Consider the following 19,871-nt stretch of genomic DNA (forward strand, 5'->3'; position numbering starts at 1 on the left):
CATCGCCGCCAGCCCCGCCACCACGCCCACCACCACCCAGAGCAGGGCCTGCAGCATCTTGTTGGTGCGGCGCTGCTCGGCCAGCAGCTGCGCCAGGTCCGAGGCCTGGTGCGGCTGTTGCGTCTGCTGCTTGAGCGCGTCGTGCACCAGCCGCGGCAGCGCGGGCAGCAGCTGGGCGTAGCGCGGCGCTTCCTTCTTCAGCGAGTTCAGCAGCGCGCGCCAGCCCACCTGCTCGTTCATCCAGCGCTCAAGGAAGGGCTTGGCGGTGGCCCACAGGTCCAGCTCAGGGTCCAGCTGCCGGCCCAGGCCTTCGACGTTGAGCAGGGTCTTCTGCAGCAGCACCAGCTGGGGCTGGATCTCGACGTTGAAGCGGCGCGAGGTCTGGAACAGGCGCATCAGCACCTGGCCCAGCGAGATGTCCTTCAGCGGCCGGTCGAAATGCGGCTCGCAGACGGTGCGTACCGCGCTCTCCAGCTCGTCCACGCGGGTTTCGGGCGGCACCCAGCCGGAGGCGATGTGCAGCTCGGCCACGCGCTTGTAGTCGCGCTGGAAGAAGGCGATGAAGTTCTGCGCCAGGTAGTCCTTGTCCACCTCGGTCAGCGTGCCCATGATGCCGAAGTCCAGCGCCACATAACGCCCGAACGTGGCGGGGTCCAGGCTGACCTGGATGTTGCCGGGGTGCATGTCGGCGTGGAAGAAGCCGTCGCGGAAGACCTGAGTGAAGAAGATCGTCACGCCGTCGCGCGCGAGCTTGGGGATGTCGACGCCGGCGGCCCTGAGCCGCTCCAGCTGCGAGATCGGCACGCCGTTCATGCGCTCCATGACGATCACCTCGGAGCTGCACAGGGCCCAGATCATCTCGGGCACCAGCACCAGGCCCAGGCCCTCCATGTTGCGTCGGAGCTGGGCGGCGTTGGCGGCTTCGCGCACCAGGTCCAGCTCGTCGTGCAGGTAGGTGTCGAACTCGGCCACCACTTCGCGCGGCTTCAGGCGCCGGCCGTCGGCCGACAGCCGCTCGACCCAGCCGGCCAGCGAGCGCATCAGCGACAGGTCGTCGTCGATGACGTCCAGCATGCCGGGGCGCAGCACCTTGACGGCCACCTCGCGGCCGTCCTTCAGCGTCGCGAAATGGACCTGGGCGATCGAGGCGCTGGCCACCGGCTCGGCATCGAAGGTGGCGAACAGGTCCTCGATGCGGCGGCCGAAGGCCTTCTCCACAAGCGCGCGCGACACCCCGGCCGGGAACGGCGGCACGCGGTCCTGCAGGCGGGAGAGCTCGTCGATGATGTCGGCGGGCAGCAGGTCGCGCCGGGTAGACAGCACCTGGCCGAACTTGACGAAGATCGGCCCCAGGTGCTCCAGCGCCAGGCGCAGGCGCACGCCGCGCGGCTGCTCCCACTGGCGGCCGACCCGGGTGGCGCGGCGCAGCAGGCGGAAGCGCTTGCGGCGCAGGCCCGACAGCGCCAGGTCATCCAGACCGAAGCGCAGGACCGTCCAGGCAATGACGAACAGGCGGGCCAGGAACCTCATGCAGCTTTGCCGCCGCCGCGCAGGGAACCCGCCGTGCGCGCCAGCGCCGCCAGCGCCTGCGCCGCCGCGCGGCCCAGGCGGGCGAGCTGATGGGCCGCGGCCGGGCCGACGATGGCCGACAGGTCGTCGGCGATGTCCCAGCGCAGGTTGGCCATCAGCCAGTTGATCTCACCGGCGAAGGCTGCGTCGCCCTGGACGGTGACGCGCGGCCGCTCGCCAGTCAGCGCCGAGAGCGCCATCAGCGCCGGGTTCGCGGCATCGACCTGGATGCGCAGCGCCTGCTCGGGCGCGGCCTCCAGCCGCTCCCACAGGCCGGCCGGCGTGACCGCCAGCACCAGGTCGGGTGCGGCCGGCAGCAGGCCCGGCCAGTTCTCCAGGTGCAGCACCACGGTGCGGCCGGCAAACGGCGCCAGGCGGGCCATGGCCACGCTTTCGCGCGAGATCACATGGTTGATGAGCAGCACCAGGCGGTCCTGCACCGCCGGCGCCACGAGGGAAGTCCATTCGTGCAGCATGACGCGGATTGTAGGAGGCTGTCGGGCTTCGGCATGGCCCCGCGCCCCTGCCTCCTGGGCAGCGGGCGATCGTGTTTCCGGGGGAAACGCGCGGAAGAGCGCCTGTCGAATTGAGAGAGAATCAGCGCCCACGACAGGGAGGACCGCCGTTGGGCGAGGCGTTGCGGCGCCGCCCGGTGGATACAGGACGCAGGAGCGATGTTCGAGGACCGAAGCTACAAGAGAACGTTTTACAGCGCACCGCAGTCGGTTGAATCCCTCGTCGCCGCGTTCCTCGAGCCCGGCCTGATCGTCCTGTGCTTCCTGTCCGTCAACGCCTGGTTCGGCGAGCCGGTGCTGCGCTCGACGCTGACCCTGTGCCTGCTCGTCTTCGCCCTCACCTTCCCCGGCCGCAACCGCTTCGCCGAGCATCCAGCCAGCGCCATCATCGACGTGCTGTCCTCCTGGGCGGTGCTGCTGATCATCCTCGCGCTGTGCGGCTACGCCACCAACAGCCTGGGCTACTTCGACGACAAGGTGCTGCTGTGGTGGGCCTGCCTGACGCCGGTGGCGCAGGCGGTGGCCGTCGAGATCGGCCGGCGCATCCGCCGCTGGCACGGCGCACGGCCGGCCACGCGGCGCTCGGCCGTGATCATCGGCGCCGGCCCGCTCGGCGCCAAGGTGGCCCATGCACTGCGTGACAGCCAGGCGGTGGAGTTCCTCGGCTTCTTCGACGACCGCTCCGAGAACCGCCTGCACCCCGAGAACACCGGCGAGCTGCGCGGCACGCTGGGCGAGGTCAGCGACTTCGTCCGCGCCAAGGGCGTGCGCGAGGTCTACATCACGCTGCCGCTGGGCTCGCAGCCGCGCATCGTGCAGCTGCTGGAGAACATCCAGGGCACCACCGCCTCGCTGTTCTTCGTGCCCGACGTGTTCGGCATCTCGATCATCCAGGGCCGGCTGCAGGACATCAACGGCGTGCCGGTGGTGGGCATCTGCGAGACCCCGTTCACCGGCACCAACGAGCTGGTCAAGCGCATCAGCGACGTCGTGATCTCCTCGCTGATCCTGCTGCTGATCTCGCCGATCCTGCTGTTCGTGGCCGTCGGCGTGAAGCTCAGCTCGCCGGGGCCGGTGATCTTCAAGCAGCGCCGCAACGGCCTCGACGGCGAGGAGATCGTCGTCTACAAGTTCCGCTCGATGCGCGCGCTGGACAACGGCAGCGCCGTCAAGCAGGCCACCAAGGGCGACCCGCGCGTGACGCCCTTCGGCGCCTTCATCCGCCGCACCTCGCTGGATGAGCTGCCGCAGTTCATCAACGTGCTGCAGGGGCGCATGAGCATCGTCGGCCCGCGCCCGCATGCGGTGGCCCACAACGAGGAGTACCGCAAGCTGATCAAGGCCTATATGGTGCGCCACAAGGTCAAGCCCGGCATCACCGGCTGGGCGCAGGTGAACGGCCTGCGCGGTGAGACGGACACCATCGAGAAGATGCAGGCGCGCGTCGAATACGATCTGGAGTACCTGCGCAACTGGTCGCTGGCGCTGGACCTGCAGATCATCGTGCGCACGGTGCGGCTGGTGGTCTTTGACCGGCATGCGTACTAATGCCGGGGTTCGGCCCACCGCACAGGGGCCGCGCCCCTCAGCCATGGGGGCCGCGAACGCTTGCGCGCGGCCCCCCGACGCCACACTGACGCGCGGCGACACCGCCCGCGAATGCACGAGGATGTTCATGGTTCAAGCACTGAGGAATGGGTCGAAACGCAGCGTCAGCCTGCTATGCCTCGGATTGGCCGCCGCCGGCAATGCCGCGGCGGAGGCCAGCCCGTACTACGTCGGCGGCTCGGTCGGGTTCAACCATGTGTCCAACGTCTATCGCACCCAGGGCAGCGGTTCCAGCGACAACGTCACCCAGTACAGCCTGCTGGCCGGCGTGGACCAGCAGATCGGCCGCGAGCACCTGGTCGTCGACGGGTCCCTACAGAGCAGCCGCTATGCCAAGAACACCGGCCTGAACAACAACGGCTATTCGCTGCGCGGCTCGCTGGACTGGGCCACCGCCGAGCGCATTTCCGGCACCTTCAGCACCAACATGAACCGGTCGCTGGCGAACTACAACTCGTCCACCAACATCCAGCCGGTGTTCGAGCGCAATATCGAGACCGACCGCCAGTACCAGGCCGTGGTGCGCGTGGGCCTGGTGACGCGCTACTCGCTGGAGGCCAGCTACACGCACTACAACCAGGACTACAGCCTGATCGAGTACAGCTCGCTGGTGTTCCACCAGAACGCGCTCTCGCTGGGCGTGGTCTACAAGCCGAGCGACCTGCTGCGCGTGGGCGTGGCCCTGCGTCACACCACCGGCGAATATCCGCGCTACCCGGACACCGTCAAGTACAACCCCGGCAGCCCCCTGCCCGTCTACATCTACGTAGACGACCAGTTCAAGCGCCGCGACCTGGACCTGACGACCGACTGGCAGCTCAGCGGCTCCACCCACCTGACCACGCGGCTCAGCTGGACCAACTCGACGCACGACCCGGTCGAGGCGCTGAACTACAAGGGCCTGACCGGCGCCATCGGCCTGGGCTACAACCCGGGCGGACGCTGGCGGGTCAACTTCCAGATGACGCGCGACACGGGCGAGCAGGTCGCCACGCTCGGCTCCAGCCAGAACCGCGTGGGCACCGGCTACCAGGTCGGCGGCAGCTACGACATCACCAGCAAGATCGCCCTGACGAGCACCGTGGCCACCCACAACGGCAACACCTCGACCAACACGGCGGCCGGCAACAATGTCCCCGGCCGCGACAGCGACCACACCGTCAGCCTGGGCCTGCGCTACGCCTATTCGCGCTCGGTGTCGGCGAGCTGCCAGGCCTACCGCAGCGGCCGGTCCAGCACGCCGACCCAGGCCAACTACAACTACGACGCCAACGGTTTCGGCTGCACGGCCCAGCTCTTGCTTTATTGAGCACGAAAGGATCCAACCCGCATGACGACCACCACGCCCGCCACCATCCTGCTCACCGGCGCCACCGGCTACATCGCCTCGCACACCTGGCTGGCGCTGCAGGCAGCGGGCTTCAAGGTCGTCGGCGTGGACGACTTCTCCAACAGCTCGCCCGAGGTGCTGAACCGCCTTGCCAGGCTGGGCGGCAGCGCACCGGTGTTCGAGGCGGCGGACGTCTGCGATCGTGACGCGATGCTGGCGGTGTTCGCGCGCCACCAGCCCGACGCGGTCGTGCACTTCGCGGCCTACAAGGCGGTGGGCGAGTCCACTGCCAAGCCGCTGGAGTACTACCGCAACAACGTCGGCGGCCTGGTCAACATCTGCGAGGTGATGCGCCGCCACAGCTGCCGGCGCATGGTGTTCAGCTCCAGCGCCACCGTCTACGGCGTGCCCGAGAGCCTGCCGCTGCGCGAGGACGCGGCGCTGTCGGCGGTGAACCCCTACGGCCAGACCAAGCTGATCGGCGAGACCATCCTGCGCGACCTCGGTGCCGCCGACCCCGCCTGGCAGACCGCCTGCCTGCGCTATTTCAACCCGGTCGGTGCCCATGAAAGCGGCCTGATCGGCGAAGACCCGCGCGGCACGCCCAACAACCTGATGCCCTATGTGGCCCAGGTGGCCGTGGGCCGGCGCCCGCGCCTGTCGGTCTTCGGCAACGACTACCCGACGCCCGACGGCACCGGCGTGCGCGACTACATCCATGTCGTCGACCTGGCCGAGGGCCACGTGGCGGCGCTGCGCTTCCTGCTCGACGGCAAGGCCTCGATCACCTGCAACCTCGGCACCGGCCGTGGCTACAGCGTGCTGGAGCTGGTCAAGGCCTACGAGCAGGCCAGCGGCCGACCGGTGCCCTACGACATCGTGCCGCGCCGCCCGGGCGACGTGGCCGCCTGCTATGCCGACCCGGCGCTGGCGCGCGAACAACTCGGCTGGGAAGCGAAGCACGACCTCGCCCGCATGTGCGAGGACAGCTGGCGCTGGCAGAGCCAGAACCCGCAGGGCTTCGAGGCCTAACTGCGAGAATGCACTGAACCGGCGGCCTGCGGGCCGCATTTTGCTTTTTTGAAGAGATCAGGGAGTGAAGCAACGATGACTGTCAAGATCCAGGTCCAACCCGTCATCATGGCCGGCGGCAGCGGCACGCGGCTGTGGCCGCTGTCGCGCGCCGGCTATCCGAAGCAGTTCCTGGTGCTGGCCGGCAACACCAGCCTGTTCCAGCAGGCGGCCACGCGGCTGGCCGCGCTGGCCAACGAGGAACTGGGCCTCGCCGGCCCGGTGGTGGTCGGCAACGAGGAGCACCGCTTCATGGTGCTCGATCAGCTTCGCGAGGTGCAGCTGGATCCCGCCGCCGTGCTGCTGGAGCCGCTGGGCCGCAACACCGCGCCGGCACTGACGCTGGCCGCGCTGCAGGCGCTCGAAGGCGGGCAGGATCCGGTGCTGGTGGTCACCCCGGCCGACCAGACCGTCACCGACGGCGCCGCCTTCACGGCCGCGCTGCGCAAGGCCGTCATCGAAGCCGCAGGCGGCGCCATCGTCATCCTCGGCATCACCCCCGACCGGCCGGAGACCGGCTACGGCTACATCCGTGCCGCCGAGGATGCGCAGGGCCTGTCCGTCGCCCAGTTCGTCGAGAAGCCCGACGCCGCCACGGCAGAGCGTTATGTGGCCGACGGCAGCTACTTCTGGAACAGTGGCATGTTCGTGCTGCGCGCCAGCACCTGGATGAAGGCGCTCGAGCGCTTCCGGCCCGATATCGCCGCCGCCACCCAGGCCGCCTGGACGCCGCGCCAGACCGACGCCAAATTCGTGCGCCCGGGCAAGGCCGAGTTCGGCGCCGTGCCGTCCGAGTCCGTGGACTATGCGGTGATGGAACGCTGCCCCGGCAGCGACTTCGCGCTGCGCATGGTCCCGCTGGACGCCGGCTGGAACGATCTCGGCGCCTGGGAGGCCGTCTGGCAGGTGGCAGCCAAGGACGAGGCCGGCAACGCGTCCAAGGGCGATGCCATCTTCAGCGACAGCCGCAACTCGCTGGTCCACGCCACCAGCCGCCTGGTCAGCGTCGTCGGCCTGGAGAACGTCGTCGTCGTCGAGACGGCGGACGCGGTGCTGGTCAGCGACCGCTCGCGCAGCCAGGACGTCAAGAACATCGTCAAGCGACTGGAGAGCGAGAAGCGCGGCGAGCAGACACTGCACCGCAAGGTCCACCGCCCCTGGGGCTGGTACGACAGCATCGACAACGGCCCGCGCCACCAGGTCAAGCGCATCATGGTCAAGCCCGGCGCCTCGCTGAGCCTGCAGATGCACCACCACCGCGCCGAGCACTGGATCGTCGTCTCCGGCACCGCCGAGATCACCAACGGCGACAAGGTGATGCTGCTGTGCGAGAACCAGAGCACCTACATCCCGCTGGGCCAGACCCACCGCCTGGCCAATCCCGGCAAGGTGCCGCTGGAAATCATCGAGGTACAGTCCGGCTCCTATCTCGGGGAGGACGACATCGTCCGCTTCGAAGACACCTACGGCCGCAAGTAAGAAGTCAACAGTTTCATGAGCATCATCGTCACCGGCGGCGCCGGCTTCATCGGCAGCAACTTCGTCCTCGACTGGCTGAAGGCCGGTGACGAGCCGGTCATCACGCTGGACGTCCTCACCTACGCCGGCAACCTCGAGAACCTCGCCGCGCTGGAAGGCGACGCGCGCCACACCTTCGTGCAAGGCGACATCTGCGACCGCGCGCTGGTCGACCGCCTGCTGGCTGAACACCGGCCCCGCGCCATCGTCCACTTCGCGGCCGAGAGCCATGTGGACCGCTCGATCAGCGGCCCCGGCGCCTTCATGCGCACGAATGTCGAAGGCACCTTCACGCTGCTCGAGGCGGCGCGCGCGTACTGGTCGGCGCTGGACGAGGCCGGCAAGGCCGCCTTCCGCTTCCACCATGTCTCGACCGACGAGGTCTACGGCTCGCTGAAGCCCGAGGACCCGCCCTTCGCCGAGACCAACGCCTACGAGCCCAACAGCCCCTACAGTGCCAGCAAGGCGGCCAGCGACCACCTGGTGCGCGCCTGGCACCACACCTACGGGCTGCCGGTCGTCACCACCAACTGCTCGAACAACTACGGCCCCTATCACTTCCCCGAGAAGCTGATCCCGCTGATGATCGTCAACGCCCTCGCGGGCAAGCCGCTGCCGGTCTACGGCGACGGCCAGCAGATCCGCGACTGGCTCTACGTCACCGACCACGCCAGCGCCATCCGCGCGGTGCTGGCCGGCGGCCGCCTGGGCGAGACCTACAACATCGGCGGCTGGAACGAGAAGGCCAATATCGACATCGTCAAGACGATCTGCGCGCTGCTGGACGAACTGCGCCCCAGCGCCGAAGGCTCCTACGCGCGCCTGATCACCTACGTGAAGGACCGCCCCGGCCACGACCGCCGCTATGCGATCGACGCGCGCAAGGTCGAGCGTGAGCTGGGCTGGCGCCCGGCCGAGACCTTCGAGACCGGCATCCGCAAGACGGTGCAGTGGTACCTCGACAACCCCGAGTGGGTGGCGCGCGTGCAGAGCGGCGCCTATCGCGAATGGCTGAACAAGCAGTACGGCGCCCGATGAAGATCCTCCTCCTGGGCAAGAACGGCCAGCTCGGCTGGGAACTGCAGCGCTCGCTCAGCCCCCTGGGCGAAGTGATCGGGCTGGACCGCCACAACGGCGGCGACCTCGCTAACGCCGAAACTTTGCTGACCACCGTGCGCGCCCACGCGCCCGACGTGATCGTCAACGCCGCTGCCTATACCGCCGTCGACAAGGCCGAGTCCGACGCCGACATGGCCCGCCGCATCAATGCCGAGGCGCCCGGCCTGCTGGCCCGCGAGGCCGCCGCCCTGGGCGCCCTGCTGCTGCACTACAGCACCGACTACGTGTTCGACGGCAGCGGCGAGCAGCCCCGCGACGAACAGGCCCCCACGGCACCATTGAGCGTCTACGGCCGCACCAAGCTGGAGGGCGAGGACGCGATCCGCGCCAGCGGCTGCCGGCACCTGATCCTGCGCACCAGCTGGGTCTACGCGGCGCGTGGCGGCAACTTCGCCAAGACCATGCTGCGACTGGCCGCGGAGCGCGAGCAGCTGAAGGTCATCGCCGACCAGATCGGCGCGCCCACCGGCGCCGACCTGCTGGCCGACATCAGCGCCCACCTGATCCCCGCGGCCCGGCCCGAGCTCTCCGGGACCTATCACGTCGCCGCCGCCGGCGCGACCTCCTGGCATGCCTACGCCAGCCATGTGATCGAGTTCGCGCGCAAGCGGGGCGCCGCGATCAAGGTGGCCCCCGAGCAGGTGCTGGCCATTCCCACCAGCGAGTACCCGACGCCGGCCCGCCGGCCGCTGAACTCGCGGCTGGCCTGCGGCAAGCTGGCCGCAAACTTCGGCCTCGTGCTGCCCCGCTGGGAGCAGGGCGTCGAGCGCATGCTCGAAGAAATCCTCTGAGGAGACAGACGACATGAACCGCAAGGGCATCATCCTGGCCGGCGGCTCCGGCACGCGGCTGCACCCGGCCACGCTGGCCATGAGCAAGCAGCTGCTGCCGGTCTACGACAAGCCGATGGTCTACTACCCGCTCAGCACGCTGATGCTGGCCGGCATCCGCGACATCCTGCTGATCAGCACGCCGCAGGACCTGCCGCGCTTCGAGGCCCTCCTCGGCGACGGCGCCCGCTGGGGTGTCAACCTGAGCTACTGCGTGCAGCCCAGCCCGGACGGCCTTGCCCAGGCTTTCATCCTCGGCAAGGCCTTCATCGGCGGCGCGCCCAGCGCCCTGGTGCTGGGCGACAACATCTTCTACGGCCACGACTTCGCCGGCCTGCTGCGCCAGGCCGACCACCGCACGAGTGGCGCCTCGGTGTTCGCCTACCACGTCACCGATCCCGAGCGCTACGGCGTGGTCGAGTTCGATGCCGACAAGAAGGCCCTGTCCATCGAGGAAAAGCCCAAGGCGCCGAAGAGCCACTACGCCGTGACAGGCCTGTACTTCTACGACGAGCAGGTCTGCGACATCGCCGCCGGCATCAAGCCCAGCCCGCGCGGCGAGCTGGAGATCACCGACGTCAACGCCCAGTACCTGCGCCAGGATCAGCTACAGGTCGAGATCATGGGCCGCGGTTACGCCTGGCTCGATACCGGCACGCATGACAGCCTGCTGGAGGCCGGCCAGTTCATCGCCACGCTGGAGAAGCGCCAGGGCCTGAAGGTCGCTTGCCCCGAAGAGATCGCCTACCGCGCCGGCTGGATCAGCGCCGAGCAGCTCGCCGCGCTGGCCGCACCGCTGGCCAAGAACGGCTATGGCCAGTACCTGCAAAAGGTGCTCAGCGAAACCGTGTACTGACAAGAAGAACGCGATGAAGGTCACTCCCACTACCCTGCCCGAGGTCCTGATCCTCGAACCCCGCGTCTTCGGCGACGCCCGCGGCTTCTTCACCGAGAGCTGGAACGAGAAGGTCTTCAACGAGGCCGCCGGCGGCGAGTTCCGTTTCGTCCAGGACAACCACTCGCGCTCCGCCCGCGGCGTGCTGCGCGGCATGCACTACCAACTGGGCGAGCAAGCCCAGGGCAAGCTGGTGCGCTGCGTGGCCGGCGCCGTCTTCGACGTGGCCGTGGACATGCGCCGCGGCAGCCCCCGCTTCGGCCGCTGGGCCGGCGTCGAGCTGAGCGCGGAGAACCAACGCCAGCTGTGGGTGCCGCCGGGCTTCGCCCACGGCTTCCTGGTGCTCAGCGAAAGCGCCGACTTCCTCTACAAGACCACCACCTACTACGCGCCGCAGGCCGAAGGCGCGCTGCGCTGGGACGACCCGGCGGTAGGCATCGAGTGGCCGCTGGACGGCATCACGCCGCTGCTGGCGGAGAAGGATGCGAAGGCGCCCTTGCTGGCGGACGCGAAGACCTACGACTGAGACGGCGTCACCGAGTCGCCACGGCCGATGCCGTGGTGCTCGATGCCGAGCGCCTTCATCAAGGCCGGCTCGTACTGGTTGCGCCCGTCGAAGACCACCGGTTGCTTCAGCGCGGCCTTGATGCCGTCGAAGTCCGGGCTCTTGAATTCCTTCCACTCGGTCACCAGCAGCAGCGCGTCGGCGCCCTGCAGTGCGGCATCGGCCGAGTCGGCGAAGCTGATGCCCTCGCGCCCCGCGAGCAGGCGGCGGGCCTCGTCCATCGCCACCGGATCGTAGGCGGACAAGGTCGCACCGCGGCGCAGCAGTTCGTCCACGATCACCAGCGCCGGTGCCTCGCGCATGTCGTCGGTATTGGGCTTGAAGGCCAGGCCCCAGAGCGCGAAGCGGCGGCCGGCCAGGTCCTCGCCGAAGCGGGCCACGACCTTGTCCACCAGCACGCGCTTCTGCCGCTCGTTGGCGGCCTCGACTGCCGTCAGCACCTGCAGCGAGATGCCCTCATCCTGCGCGGCCCGCACCAGCGCCTTGACGTCCTTCGGGAAGCAGGAGCCGCCGTAGCCGGCGCCCGCGTAGAGGAAGCTGTAGCCGATGCGCGGATCGGAGCCGATGCCCCGGCGCACCAGCTCGATGTCGGCGCCGACCTTCTCGGCCAGCAGCGCCAGTTCGTTCATGAAGCTGATGCGCGTGGCCAGCATCGCGTTGGCGGCGTACTTGGTGAACTCCGCGCTGCGCAGGTCCATCACCTGCATGCGGTCGTGGTTGCGGGTGAACGGCGAATACAACGCACGCATCAGCAGCGTGGCCTGCTCGTCGTCGGAGCCGACGATGATGCGGTCGGGCTTCATGAAGTCCTCGACCGCGGCGCCTTCCTTCAGGAACTCCGGGTTGCTGACGACGGCGAAGTGCAGGTCGACACCGCGCTTGCGCAGTTCCTCGGCGATGGCCGCCTTCACCTGGTCGGCCGTGCCTACCGGCACCGTACTCTTGTCGACGATCACCTTGTAGTCCGTCATCCTCCGGCCGATCGAACGGGCCGCGGCGATCACGTACTGCAGGTCGGCCGAGCCGTCCTCGTCGGGCGGCGTGCCCACGCCGACAAACAGGATCGTGCCGTGATGGACGGCCAGGTCTGCGTCGGTCGTGAACTGCAGCCGTCCGGCCGCCACGTTGCGGCGCACCACCTCCAGCAGGCCCGGCTCGTGGATCGGAATCTCGCCCGCGTTGAGCACGCGGATCTTCTCCGGGTTCAGGTCCAGGCAGACCACATGGTTGCCCATCTCGGCCAGGCAGGCGCCCGTGACCAGACCGACATAACCCGTCCCGATGGCGGTAACCTTCATCGACGCAAGCCTTCGCTACGAAGTTTCAAACCTTGTAATAGTCGCGATACCAGGTGACGAAGCGATGAATTCCTTCCGGCACCGGCGTAGCGGGGCGGAATCCGGTCCATTCGGCCAGTTCCTCGACGTCTGCATGCGTCGCCGGTACATCGCCGTCCTGCAGCGGCAGGAATTGCTTCTCGGCGGTGCGGCCGGTGGCCTGCTCGATCGCCTCGATGAAGCCCATCAGCGTGATCGGGTCGTGGTTGCCGATGTTGAACACGCGGTAGGGCGCGTTGGAACGGGCCGGGTCGCTCTTGATCGGGTCGTAGTCGGGGTCAGGCGTTGCCACGCGGTCCAGCACCCGCACCACGCCCTCGGCGATGTCGTCGATATAGGTGAAGTCGCGGATCATCTGGCCGTGGTTGAACACCTTGATCGGCTTGCCTTCGAGGATGGCCTTGGTGAACAGGAACAAGGCCATGTCCGGCCGGCCCCACGGGCCATAGACGGTGAAGAAGCGCAGGCCGGTGGTGGGCAGGCGGAACAGGTGGCTGTAGGTGTGCGCCATCAGCTCGTTGGCCTTCTTCGTGGCCGCGTACAGGCTCACCGGGTGGTCCACGCTGTGATGCTCCGAGAAGGGCATCAGCGTGTTGCCGCCATAGACGCTGGAGCTCGATGCGTAGGCCAGGTGCTGCACGCCGTTGTGGCGGCAGCCTTCGAGGATGTTGGTGAAGCCGACGATATTGCTGTCGATGTAGGCGTGCGGGTTCTCGATCGAGTAGCGCACCCCCGCCTGCGCGGCCAGATGCACGACGCGCTCGAAGCCGCCCTCGGCGAACAGCTTCGCCATGCCCTCGCGGTCGGCCACGTCCATCTGCACGAAGCTGAAGCCGGGCTTGCCGGTCAGTCGAGCCAGGCGGTTATGTTTGAGCGTGGGGTCGTAGTAGTCGTTCAGGTTGTCCAGGCCGACGACCTGGTCGCCACGCGCGAGCAGGATCTGGCTGACGTGCATGCCGATGAAGCCGGCAGCGCCGGTGACGAGTACCTTCATGATGTGTTCCCTCGAGCTTCGGAGAGTCGCCTCTGATTGCCGCGCATTGTCACTCAGGCCCGCCGCCAGGCGCGCGCTTGGCCGCCCCGGTTCCGGTGGGCGTGACATCTGCAACGCGCCACTAGAATCGCCCCCAGCCTTGACGGGCCGTCCCGCCGTCAATTCCCGTCTCCGCCGGATACTCTTCCCGGCCCCGCAGAATTCCGAGCCGCAGCATGGCCACCAAGCATTGCATCCATCGGGTCGCCGGTGCGCGATCGAACTTCATGATGACCCTCCTCACGGAGCCGCTGCAATGAGCGGTCACCAGCGCATCGAGATGATGGGCTGCGCCATCGACAACCTGTCGATGGAGGACACGCTGCAGGTCATCGAGGGTTTCATCGCCAGCGGCCGGCCGCATCAGCATGTGGTCGTCAACGTGGACAAGCTGGTCAAGGCCCAGAAGGACGAGGAGCTGCGCCGCATCATCAATGACTGCGCGCTGATCAACGCCGACGGCATGCCGGTCGTGTGGGCCTCGCGCCTGCTGGGCAAGCCGCTGAAGGAGCGGGTGGCCGGCGTCGACCTGTTCGAGGCGCTGATGGTGCGCGCTGCCGAGAAAGGCTGGCGCGTCTACCTGCTCGGCGCGCGCGAGGAGGTGGTGTCGCGCGTGCGCGAGGTCTACACGCAGAAGTTGCCCGGCCTGGTCTTCGCCGGTCATCGCAACGGCTACTGGAAGCCCGAGGAAGAGGCCCAGGTGGTCGAGCAGATCGTGCAGGCGCGGGCCGACCTGCTCTTCGTCGCGATCAGCTCGCCGAAGAAGGAGCAGTTCCTCGGCGCCTACCAGGCGCGCATGAAGATCCCCTTCGCGATGGGCGTGGGCGGCACCTTCGATGTGGCGGCCGGCAAGGTCAGGCGCGCGCCGGTGTGGATGCAGAAGGTGGGCCTCGAATGGTTCTACCGTTTCCTGCAGGAGCCGCGCCGCATGTTCCGCCGCTACTTCATCGAGGACATGGCCTTCTTCGGCCTGCTGTTCAAGGAACTGCGTCGGCGGTGATGAAGCCACGACAGATCTGGATGCTGGCCACCGCCCCCGCCGGCAAGGGTGGCATCGCCTCGGTGCTGCGCCAGTACGAGCAGGAAGGGATGTTCGACAACGGCGCGGTGCGCCTGCTCGAGACGCACCACGACCGAAATGCGCTCGGCCGGGTACTGCCCTTCCTGAAGGCTTGCGCGGTGCTGTGGTGGGCGCTGCTGCTCGGGCGCGTGGCGGTGATCCATGCCCATGTCTCGCACGGCGGCAGCTTCTGGCGGAAATTCCTGCTGACTGCCCCCGCGCTGGCTGGCGGCGTTCCGGTCCTGTCGCATCTGCACAGCGGCTCCTTCGAGGACTTTCACGAACGGGCCTCGCCCTTCACGCAAGGCTGCATCCGCTGGATGCTGGGCCGCTCGCTTCGCGTCATCACCCTCTCGGCAGCGCGTGCGCAGTGGGTGCATCGGGTGCAGCCGCTGGCGCAGACCGAGGTGGTGCTGAACTCGGCGGCCGCTCCCGCCACCGTGCAGCCGCTGCAGGATCCGCCCACGGTGCTGTTCCTCGGACGCATCGGCCCCAACAAGGGCACCTTCGACCTGCTGCAGGCCTTCGCCACGATCCACCGCGATCGACCGGACTGCCGACTCGTGGTGGGCGGTGACGGTGAAGCCGAGAAGCTGGTCGAACTGGTCCGCGCGCTGGGACTGCAGGACGCGGTGCACTACTGTGGCTGGGTCGATGCCGCGCAGAAGGCCCGGCTGCTGGATGCTGCATGGGTCTTCGCCCTGCCCTCGTACCACGAGGGCCTGCCGATGGCGATCCTGGAAGCAATGGCCCATGGCCGCGCCGTCGTCTCCTGCCCGATCGGTGGCATTCCCGAGGCGGTCGAGGCCGATGTGACCGGGCTGATGGTCCCGCCCGGCGATCTCGCCCGGCTCGTTGACGCGCTGCGGCGCATCCTCGGCGATAGCGGCTACGCCGCACGGCTCGGCGCCGCCGGCCGCGCCAGCTTCGCAGCACGCTTCTCCAACGAAGCCAACCTGCCCAAACTGGTCGCCTTGTACAAGGCCGCCGGCGCCGCGACGCTACCGCGGCTGAAGGCCGCGAACTAACGCACGGTTCCGACTGACAAGCGCGCGTGCGCCCACCCGTTCGCGCGGGTAAGCACGTCTCTGCGCCGTCATGGGCAGATGCAACAATCCTTGCAATATCAAGTTTTGTAAAGGCAATGCTCATGCCACCTTCACGAACACTTGGACTCCCCGAGCAAGACAGCAGAACCAGAACATGTGCGGCATCACAGGGCTCATCCACCCGACCGGCAGTACCGTCAATTCAGAGCAAGCCCTCTCGCTGTTGAGCCACCGCGGTCCCGATGCCCATGGCCAGGCCAGCATCGAGCTCGGCACCCGCACCGTCTGGCTGGGCCATACCCGGCTGGCCATCCAGGATCTCACCGAAGCCGGCGCCCAGCCCTTCACCAGCAGCGACGGCCGCTGGGTTCTGAGCTTCAACGGCGAGATCTACAACCACAATGAGCTGCGCCGCGAGTTGCGACGCAGCTGGCGCGGCCACTCCGACACCGAGACCCTGGCCGAGGCCATCAGCGAGTGGGGCGTCGAGCGCACCGTGCGCGAGCTCAACGGCATCTTCGCCTTCGCGGTGCTGGACCGCCACGAACGCCGGCTCTACCTGGTCCGCGACCCCTTCGGCGTCAAGCCGCTGTACTTCGCGGACACCCCGCAGGGCTTCGGCTTCGCGTCCGAGATCCGCAGCCTGTCGGCCGTCACCGGGCAGCGCTTCGGCATCGACACGCCTTCGCTGAGCACCTACCTGAGCCTGCGCTTCGTGCCCTCGCCGGACACCATGCTGGACGGCGTCGCGCGCCTGCCGCCCGGCCACCTGCAATGCCGCGAGATCGACAGCGGCCGCAGCACCACACGCTGCTACGTCGAGTTGCGCAAGGACCGCTTCCAGGGCTCGCTGGAAGAGGCCACGCAGGCCTATCGCAGCGCCGTCAGCGCCGCGGTGCAGCGGCAGTTGCTGTCGGACGTGCCGGTTGGCGTCCTGCTGTCCGGCGGCATCGATTCGGCTGTCGTCGCCGCCATGTGCGCGGACGCCGGCCTGCAGGCGCCCTGCTTCACCGTCGGCTACAACGATGGCAGCCCCGCCTGCGAGATCGACGACGCCGCCCACACGGCCCAGGTGCTGGGCCTGCCGCACCACGCGGTGCGGGTCGGCCACGAGGATCTCTGGCAGGCGATGCAGCTGGCCGTGCGCGCCACCGAGGAGCCGCTGGTCACCACCTCGGCGCTGCCGATGTGGGCGCTGTGCAAGCGGGCGCGCGAGGACGTCACCGTCGTGCTGACCGGCCAGGGCAGCGACGAGCTGCTGGGCGGCTACCGCCGCTACCAGGGCGAGCTGGTGCGCGACCTGCCGCTGTTCAAGCCCTTCATCCGGCTGTACCGGCCCATCCTGGAGCGCCTGCCCGGCGTGCCGGACCACGTGCTGCGCAGCGCGCAATCGGCCGGCATCGCCGGCACGGTGGACCGCTTCGAGAGCGAGTACTGCGTGTTCACGCCCGAGGAGCGCCTGGCCTTGGTCGGCCGCGCGCCGGCCCCTCGCGCCCATGAAGCGATCGAGCGCTGGCTGGCCTGGGCCGCCCAAGGCCCAACGCTGGCGCCGGTCGAGCAGATGATGGCGATCGACATGCGCCTGGGGCTGTCCGACGACCTGCTGCTGTACGGCGACAAGGTCAGCATGGCGCACAGCCTGGAAGCCCGCGTGCCGCTGCTGGATACCGATCTGGTCCACTTGGTCGAGTCCATGCCGGGTGAATACAAGCTGGCACTGCGCCGCTCCAAGATCGTCCACAAGCGCATGGCCGAGCAGTACCTGCCGGCCAGCATCATCAACCGGCCCAAGAAGGGCTTCCAGGTGCCGGTGCCCCAGATGCTGCGCGAGACTTGGCGCGAACGCTGCGAGGCCGTGCTGTTCGACTCGCCCGCGCTGGGCGCGATGGGCTTGTCCGGCCGTCCCGTGCGGGACCTGTGGAACCAGCATCAGCGCGGCTATTTCGACCGGTCCCGCGAGCTGTTCGCGCTGCTGAGCCTGGCCGTCTGGCACGGCACGATGCAGGACGTCCTGCGCTGACGGCGGCAGCCGACACGTTCACAATCCGGGCATCGCCGCCCCGGGATCGTCCGATCATGAACACGCCTCCTCCGATGCGCCACGCCCGCTTCAGCCTGCTGCTCCTGGGCGCCGTGCTGTTCAACGCCTGTGGCCAGGGCAGCGGCAAGGAGCCTCAGATTCCGCTGGCCGCCGTCACGGTGGCAGTGCCGCCGGCCGGGACGGTGCTCCCGGCCTCGCCCGTCGACATGCGCGACATCACGATCGACGTCAACGCCGAGGTCCCCCTGGAACGCCAGCAGTGGTACTTCGAGTGCCATGGCGTGTCGCGCCATGCCAGCTCGCTGGCCAGCCAGGTGCTGCCCGCCAACGCCGACGTGCCTTACGCCACCCAGCAGCGCATGGCCGTCGTGACGCCGCCCGGCAACCCGTTGCGCGGCATCGTGCTGCGCACCGCACAGGGCGACCCGATGACCAGCGGCGCCCCGCGCTGCGAGTTCACCTTCACCGCCAACGCGCGCAGCTTCCTGCCTGAAGCCAGCGACTTCTGGCAGGCCCAGAAGATCTGGGTGGAGGACTGGTCGCAGGCCGGCGACATGCAGCTCGTCTACCAGTGGCACGACACCGACTTCCCGCTGGCGCTGAACCCGCTGATGGCCTTGGTCGTGCAGGGCGGCACCGCCTTCCTGCAGGTGCGCTGGGAGACCAGCGGCAAGCCCACGACCGGCAAGTCCACCATCGCCACCAAGGACATCTGGATCGGCCCGGCCAACACCTTCACCGGCCGCTGGGCGACGATCGTCGTACAGGCACGCATCTCGCCCGACCCGGCCAGGCAGCCCTTCCTGAAATTCTGGATCGACGGCCGCTTGCTGGCCGACTACAGCGGCCCGCTGGGCTACATCCAGCCCGGCAAGCCGGTCTACGGCAAGCTCGGCTTCTACCACTGGCTGCAGGGCAATATGTGGGACCCGCGCTACCCGATCCGCTCGATCTACGTACGCCGGGCGGTCACTGTGCTGGATCCCAACCGGCGCTACGACGAGCCGATGCTGAACAGCCTCGTTCAGTGAAGCACTTCGGCGGCGCCAAAGCGCCACTCGATGCGCGTGCGCAGGTTCGCGCGCGCCGCGCGCCCCTGCCAGCGCAGCACCGCGCAGGGCTCCTTCTCGCCATAGGCGACTGAGTACCAGCCCAGCGGCGGATCCTGCTCGCCGCTGTGAACGCTGAGACTGCCCGCGACGTCGGCGCTGACGGTGAGCTTCACCTCGATGCCCGCGCGGCCGAGCGTCACCGTCTCGCCTTCCTGCCGCAGCAGATGCCACTGCGGCGAGACATGCCAGTGCAGCTGCAGCAGTTGCTCGCCCTCGCCCTGCACCCGGTCGCTGACCTCAAGCGTGGCGGCCTGCGGATCGAAGACCAGCCCCCGTTCGTGAGTGAACCCCTGCAGCCGCCGGTAGCCGTCGTGCGCGGCGCGCAGCGTCAGCGCATCGCCGTCGCGCGTCAGCGCCTGCAGCTGAGTGCGCGCCTTCTGCGTCCACATGAAGCGGCCACCGCTGAGCGACTGATCACGCCGCGCGATGCAGACCGTGTTGTGCGCCGAGGTGCCACGGAAATAGTCGCGCCACTCGACGCCCACGCCGTAGCCGTAGGTGCCCGGATCGACCAGCAGCGGCACGCCGCCTAGCGCCAGCCAGACCTGCAGCGCATCGGCATGGCCATGGGCCGCGATGCCCAGGTAGCCCAGCGGGCCGGCATCGAAGAGGCCACGCACCTCCCGCGGGCCGCCGGCGTCCGACTGGAACAGGTGATAGCCGCCGTCGCGGAAATCCAGGCCCGAGACACCCGCCTGGGGAACCACCGGCGCGGCTCTCGGAGCCAACCACCTCAGCTCGCTGCGCGATGCCGCGGCGCCACCGAGCCACTCGCCCTTGGCCAGCATCGACTCGAACGGGCAGCGCCCTTCGCGCGGATCCAGCCGCCACGCCTGGGCCCCGTCGGCATCGCCGATCATCGGCACCGCGCCGCTGCCGGTGCGCACGCTGCGGATGAAATGGCACAGGCCCATCAGGCGGCCCAGGTAGTCGCCGGACATCGGCCGACCCGCGGCCGAGGCCGCCAGCTCGACGATGAACAGCAGGTCGAAGACGAAGCTCGCGTACTCGAAGGCCTGCTCGCGCAGCACGCCGTCGCTGGCTACCTGCAGCCGGGCCTGTGCCTCCAGCTCGGCCCGCGCCCGTTCGCCCAGGCGGCGCAGGCCCGGCCACATCGGCCAGGTGCAGCTGGCGACGAACACGCCGGCCAGCTCGCCGATCAGGTGGTTGTTGGCCGAGGAGTGGCGCGAGTAGTGGCGGGCGATCGCCCGGGTATGGA

General features: G+C 68.7%; 17 protein-coding genes. 12 read left to right on the top strand and 5 right to left on the bottom strand.

What is annotated here, in order from left to right; translation table 11 throughout:
• Both ubiB and B0W88_RS18765 read right to left on the bottom strand, forming a co-directional pair.
• Positions 1 to 1,530: ubiquinone biosynthesis regulatory protein kinase UbiB (ubiB, locus tag B0W88_RS18760; protein WP_144006846.1), on the bottom strand; the 1,530-nt coding region annotated here is incomplete at its 3' end.
• Complete coding sequence (locus B0W88_RS18765; protein ID WP_077036163.1) at positions 1,527 to 2,045, bottom strand: hypothetical protein; 519 nt, start codon at positions 2,043 to 2,045, stop codon at positions 1,527 to 1,529. The genes ubiB and B0W88_RS18765, both read right to left, overlap by 4 nt.
• A 198-nt stretch (positions 2,046 to 2,243) precedes the next feature.
• On the opposite strand from B0W88_RS18765, the gene B0W88_RS18770 reads away from it, so the two are divergent.
• The 8 genes from B0W88_RS18770 to rfbC all read left to right on the top strand — a co-directional run bounded on the left by B0W88_RS18770 (position 2,244) and on the right by rfbC (position 10,981).
• Positions 2,244 to 3,632 (top strand): undecaprenyl-phosphate glucose phosphotransferase, encoded by a 1,389-nt coding sequence (locus tag B0W88_RS18770; protein WP_077036164.1) that lies wholly within the window; start codon positions 2,244 to 2,246, stop codon positions 3,630 to 3,632.
• A gap of 127 nt (positions 3,633 to 3,759) precedes the next feature.
• On the top strand, positions 3,760 to 5,001 hold the full coding sequence (locus tag B0W88_RS18775; RefSeq protein ID WP_144006847.1) for a hypothetical protein: 1,242 nt from the start codon (positions 3,760 to 3,762) through the stop codon (positions 4,999 to 5,001).
• A 21-nt stretch (positions 5,002 to 5,022) separates the two neighbouring features.
• Positions 5,023 to 6,054: a UDP-glucose 4-epimerase GalE gene (galE, locus tag B0W88_RS18780; protein ID WP_077036166.1), complete on the top strand. Its 1,032-nt coding sequence runs from the start codon at positions 5,023 to 5,025 to the stop codon at positions 6,052 to 6,054.
• A 75-nt stretch (positions 6,055 to 6,129) separates the two neighbouring features.
• The gene (locus B0W88_RS18785) at positions 6,130 to 7,572 is read left to right on the top strand and encodes a mannose-1-phosphate guanylyltransferase/mannose-6-phosphate isomerase (protein WP_077036167.1); all 1,443 of its coding nucleotides are present in this window, start codon (positions 6,130 to 6,132) and stop codon (positions 7,570 to 7,572) included.
• A 15-nt stretch (positions 7,573 to 7,587) separates the two neighbouring features.
• Positions 7,588 to 8,649 (top strand): dTDP-glucose 4,6-dehydratase, encoded by a 1,062-nt coding sequence (gene rfbB, locus B0W88_RS18790; protein WP_077036168.1) that lies wholly within the window; start codon positions 7,588 to 7,590, stop codon positions 8,647 to 8,649.
• Positions 8,646 to 9,521 (top strand): dTDP-4-dehydrorhamnose reductase, encoded by an 876-nt coding sequence (gene rfbD / locus B0W88_RS18795; RefSeq protein ID WP_077036169.1) that lies wholly within the window; start codon positions 8,646 to 8,648, stop codon positions 9,519 to 9,521. Before rfbB ends, rfbD begins: the two co-directional genes overlap by 4 nt.
• Positions 9,522 to 9,534: 13 nt before the next feature.
• Positions 9,535 to 10,416 (top strand): glucose-1-phosphate thymidylyltransferase RfbA, encoded by an 882-nt coding sequence (gene rfbA / locus B0W88_RS18800; protein WP_077036170.1) that lies wholly within the window; start codon positions 9,535 to 9,537, stop codon positions 10,414 to 10,416.
• A gap of 13 nt (positions 10,417 to 10,429) precedes the next feature.
• The gene (gene rfbC, locus B0W88_RS18805; protein ID WP_077036171.1) at positions 10,430 to 10,981 is read left to right on the top strand and encodes a dTDP-4-dehydrorhamnose 3,5-epimerase; all 552 of its coding nucleotides are present in this window, start codon (positions 10,430 to 10,432) and stop codon (positions 10,979 to 10,981) included.
• On the opposite strand, the gene B0W88_RS18810 is transcribed toward rfbC, so the two are convergent.
• Both B0W88_RS18810 and B0W88_RS18815 read right to left on the bottom strand, forming a co-directional pair.
• Complete coding sequence (locus B0W88_RS18810; RefSeq protein ID WP_077036172.1) at positions 10,972 to 12,318, bottom strand: UDP-glucose/GDP-mannose dehydrogenase family protein; 1,347 nt, start codon at positions 12,316 to 12,318, stop codon at positions 10,972 to 10,974. The two genes, rfbC and B0W88_RS18810, sit on opposite strands and share 10 nt — an antisense overlap.
• 25 nt (positions 12,319 to 12,343) lie before the next feature.
• Positions 12,344 to 13,351, bottom strand: a complete 1,008-nt coding sequence (locus B0W88_RS18815) for an NAD-dependent epimerase (protein ID WP_077036173.1) — start codon at positions 13,349 to 13,351, stop codon at positions 12,344 to 12,346.
• A 295-nt stretch (positions 13,352 to 13,646) separates the two neighbouring features.
• Between B0W88_RS18815 and B0W88_RS18820 the strand changes: the two genes are divergently transcribed.
• The 4 genes from B0W88_RS18820 (at position 13,647) to B0W88_RS18835 (ending at position 18,571) form a co-directional block, all read left to right on the top strand.
• The gene (locus B0W88_RS18820) at positions 13,647 to 14,390 is read left to right on the top strand and encodes a WecB/TagA/CpsF family glycosyltransferase (protein WP_233151766.1); all 744 of its coding nucleotides are present in this window, start codon (positions 13,647 to 13,649) and stop codon (positions 14,388 to 14,390) included.
• On the top strand, positions 14,390 to 15,478 hold the full coding sequence (locus B0W88_RS18825; protein ID WP_077036174.1) for a glycosyltransferase family 4 protein: 1,089 nt from the start codon (positions 14,390 to 14,392) through the stop codon (positions 15,476 to 15,478). Before B0W88_RS18820 ends, B0W88_RS18825 begins: the two co-directional genes overlap by 1 nt.
• 175 nt (positions 15,479 to 15,653) lie before the next feature.
• Positions 15,654 to 17,519, top strand: a complete 1,866-nt coding sequence (gene asnB / locus B0W88_RS18830; protein WP_077036175.1) for an asparagine synthase (glutamine-hydrolyzing) — start codon at positions 15,654 to 15,656, stop codon at positions 17,517 to 17,519.
• A gap of 56 nt (positions 17,520 to 17,575) precedes the next feature.
• The gene (locus B0W88_RS18835) at positions 17,576 to 18,571 is read left to right on the top strand and encodes a heparin lyase I family protein (protein WP_083748889.1); all 996 of its coding nucleotides are present in this window, start codon (positions 17,576 to 17,578) and stop codon (positions 18,569 to 18,571) included.
• Here B0W88_RS18835 and B0W88_RS18840 read toward each other — a convergent pair.
• A partial coding sequence (locus tag B0W88_RS18840) for a heparinase II/III-family protein (RefSeq protein ID WP_198937875.1) occupies positions 18,565 to 19,871 on the bottom strand: 1,307 nt, incomplete at its 5' end. The two genes, B0W88_RS18835 and B0W88_RS18840, sit on opposite strands and share 7 nt — an antisense overlap.

The organism is Pelomonas sp. KK5 (assembly GCF_001984095.1).
In the GTDB taxonomy this organism is placed as follows: Bacteria; Pseudomonadota; Gammaproteobacteria; order Burkholderiales; family Burkholderiaceae_C; genus KK5.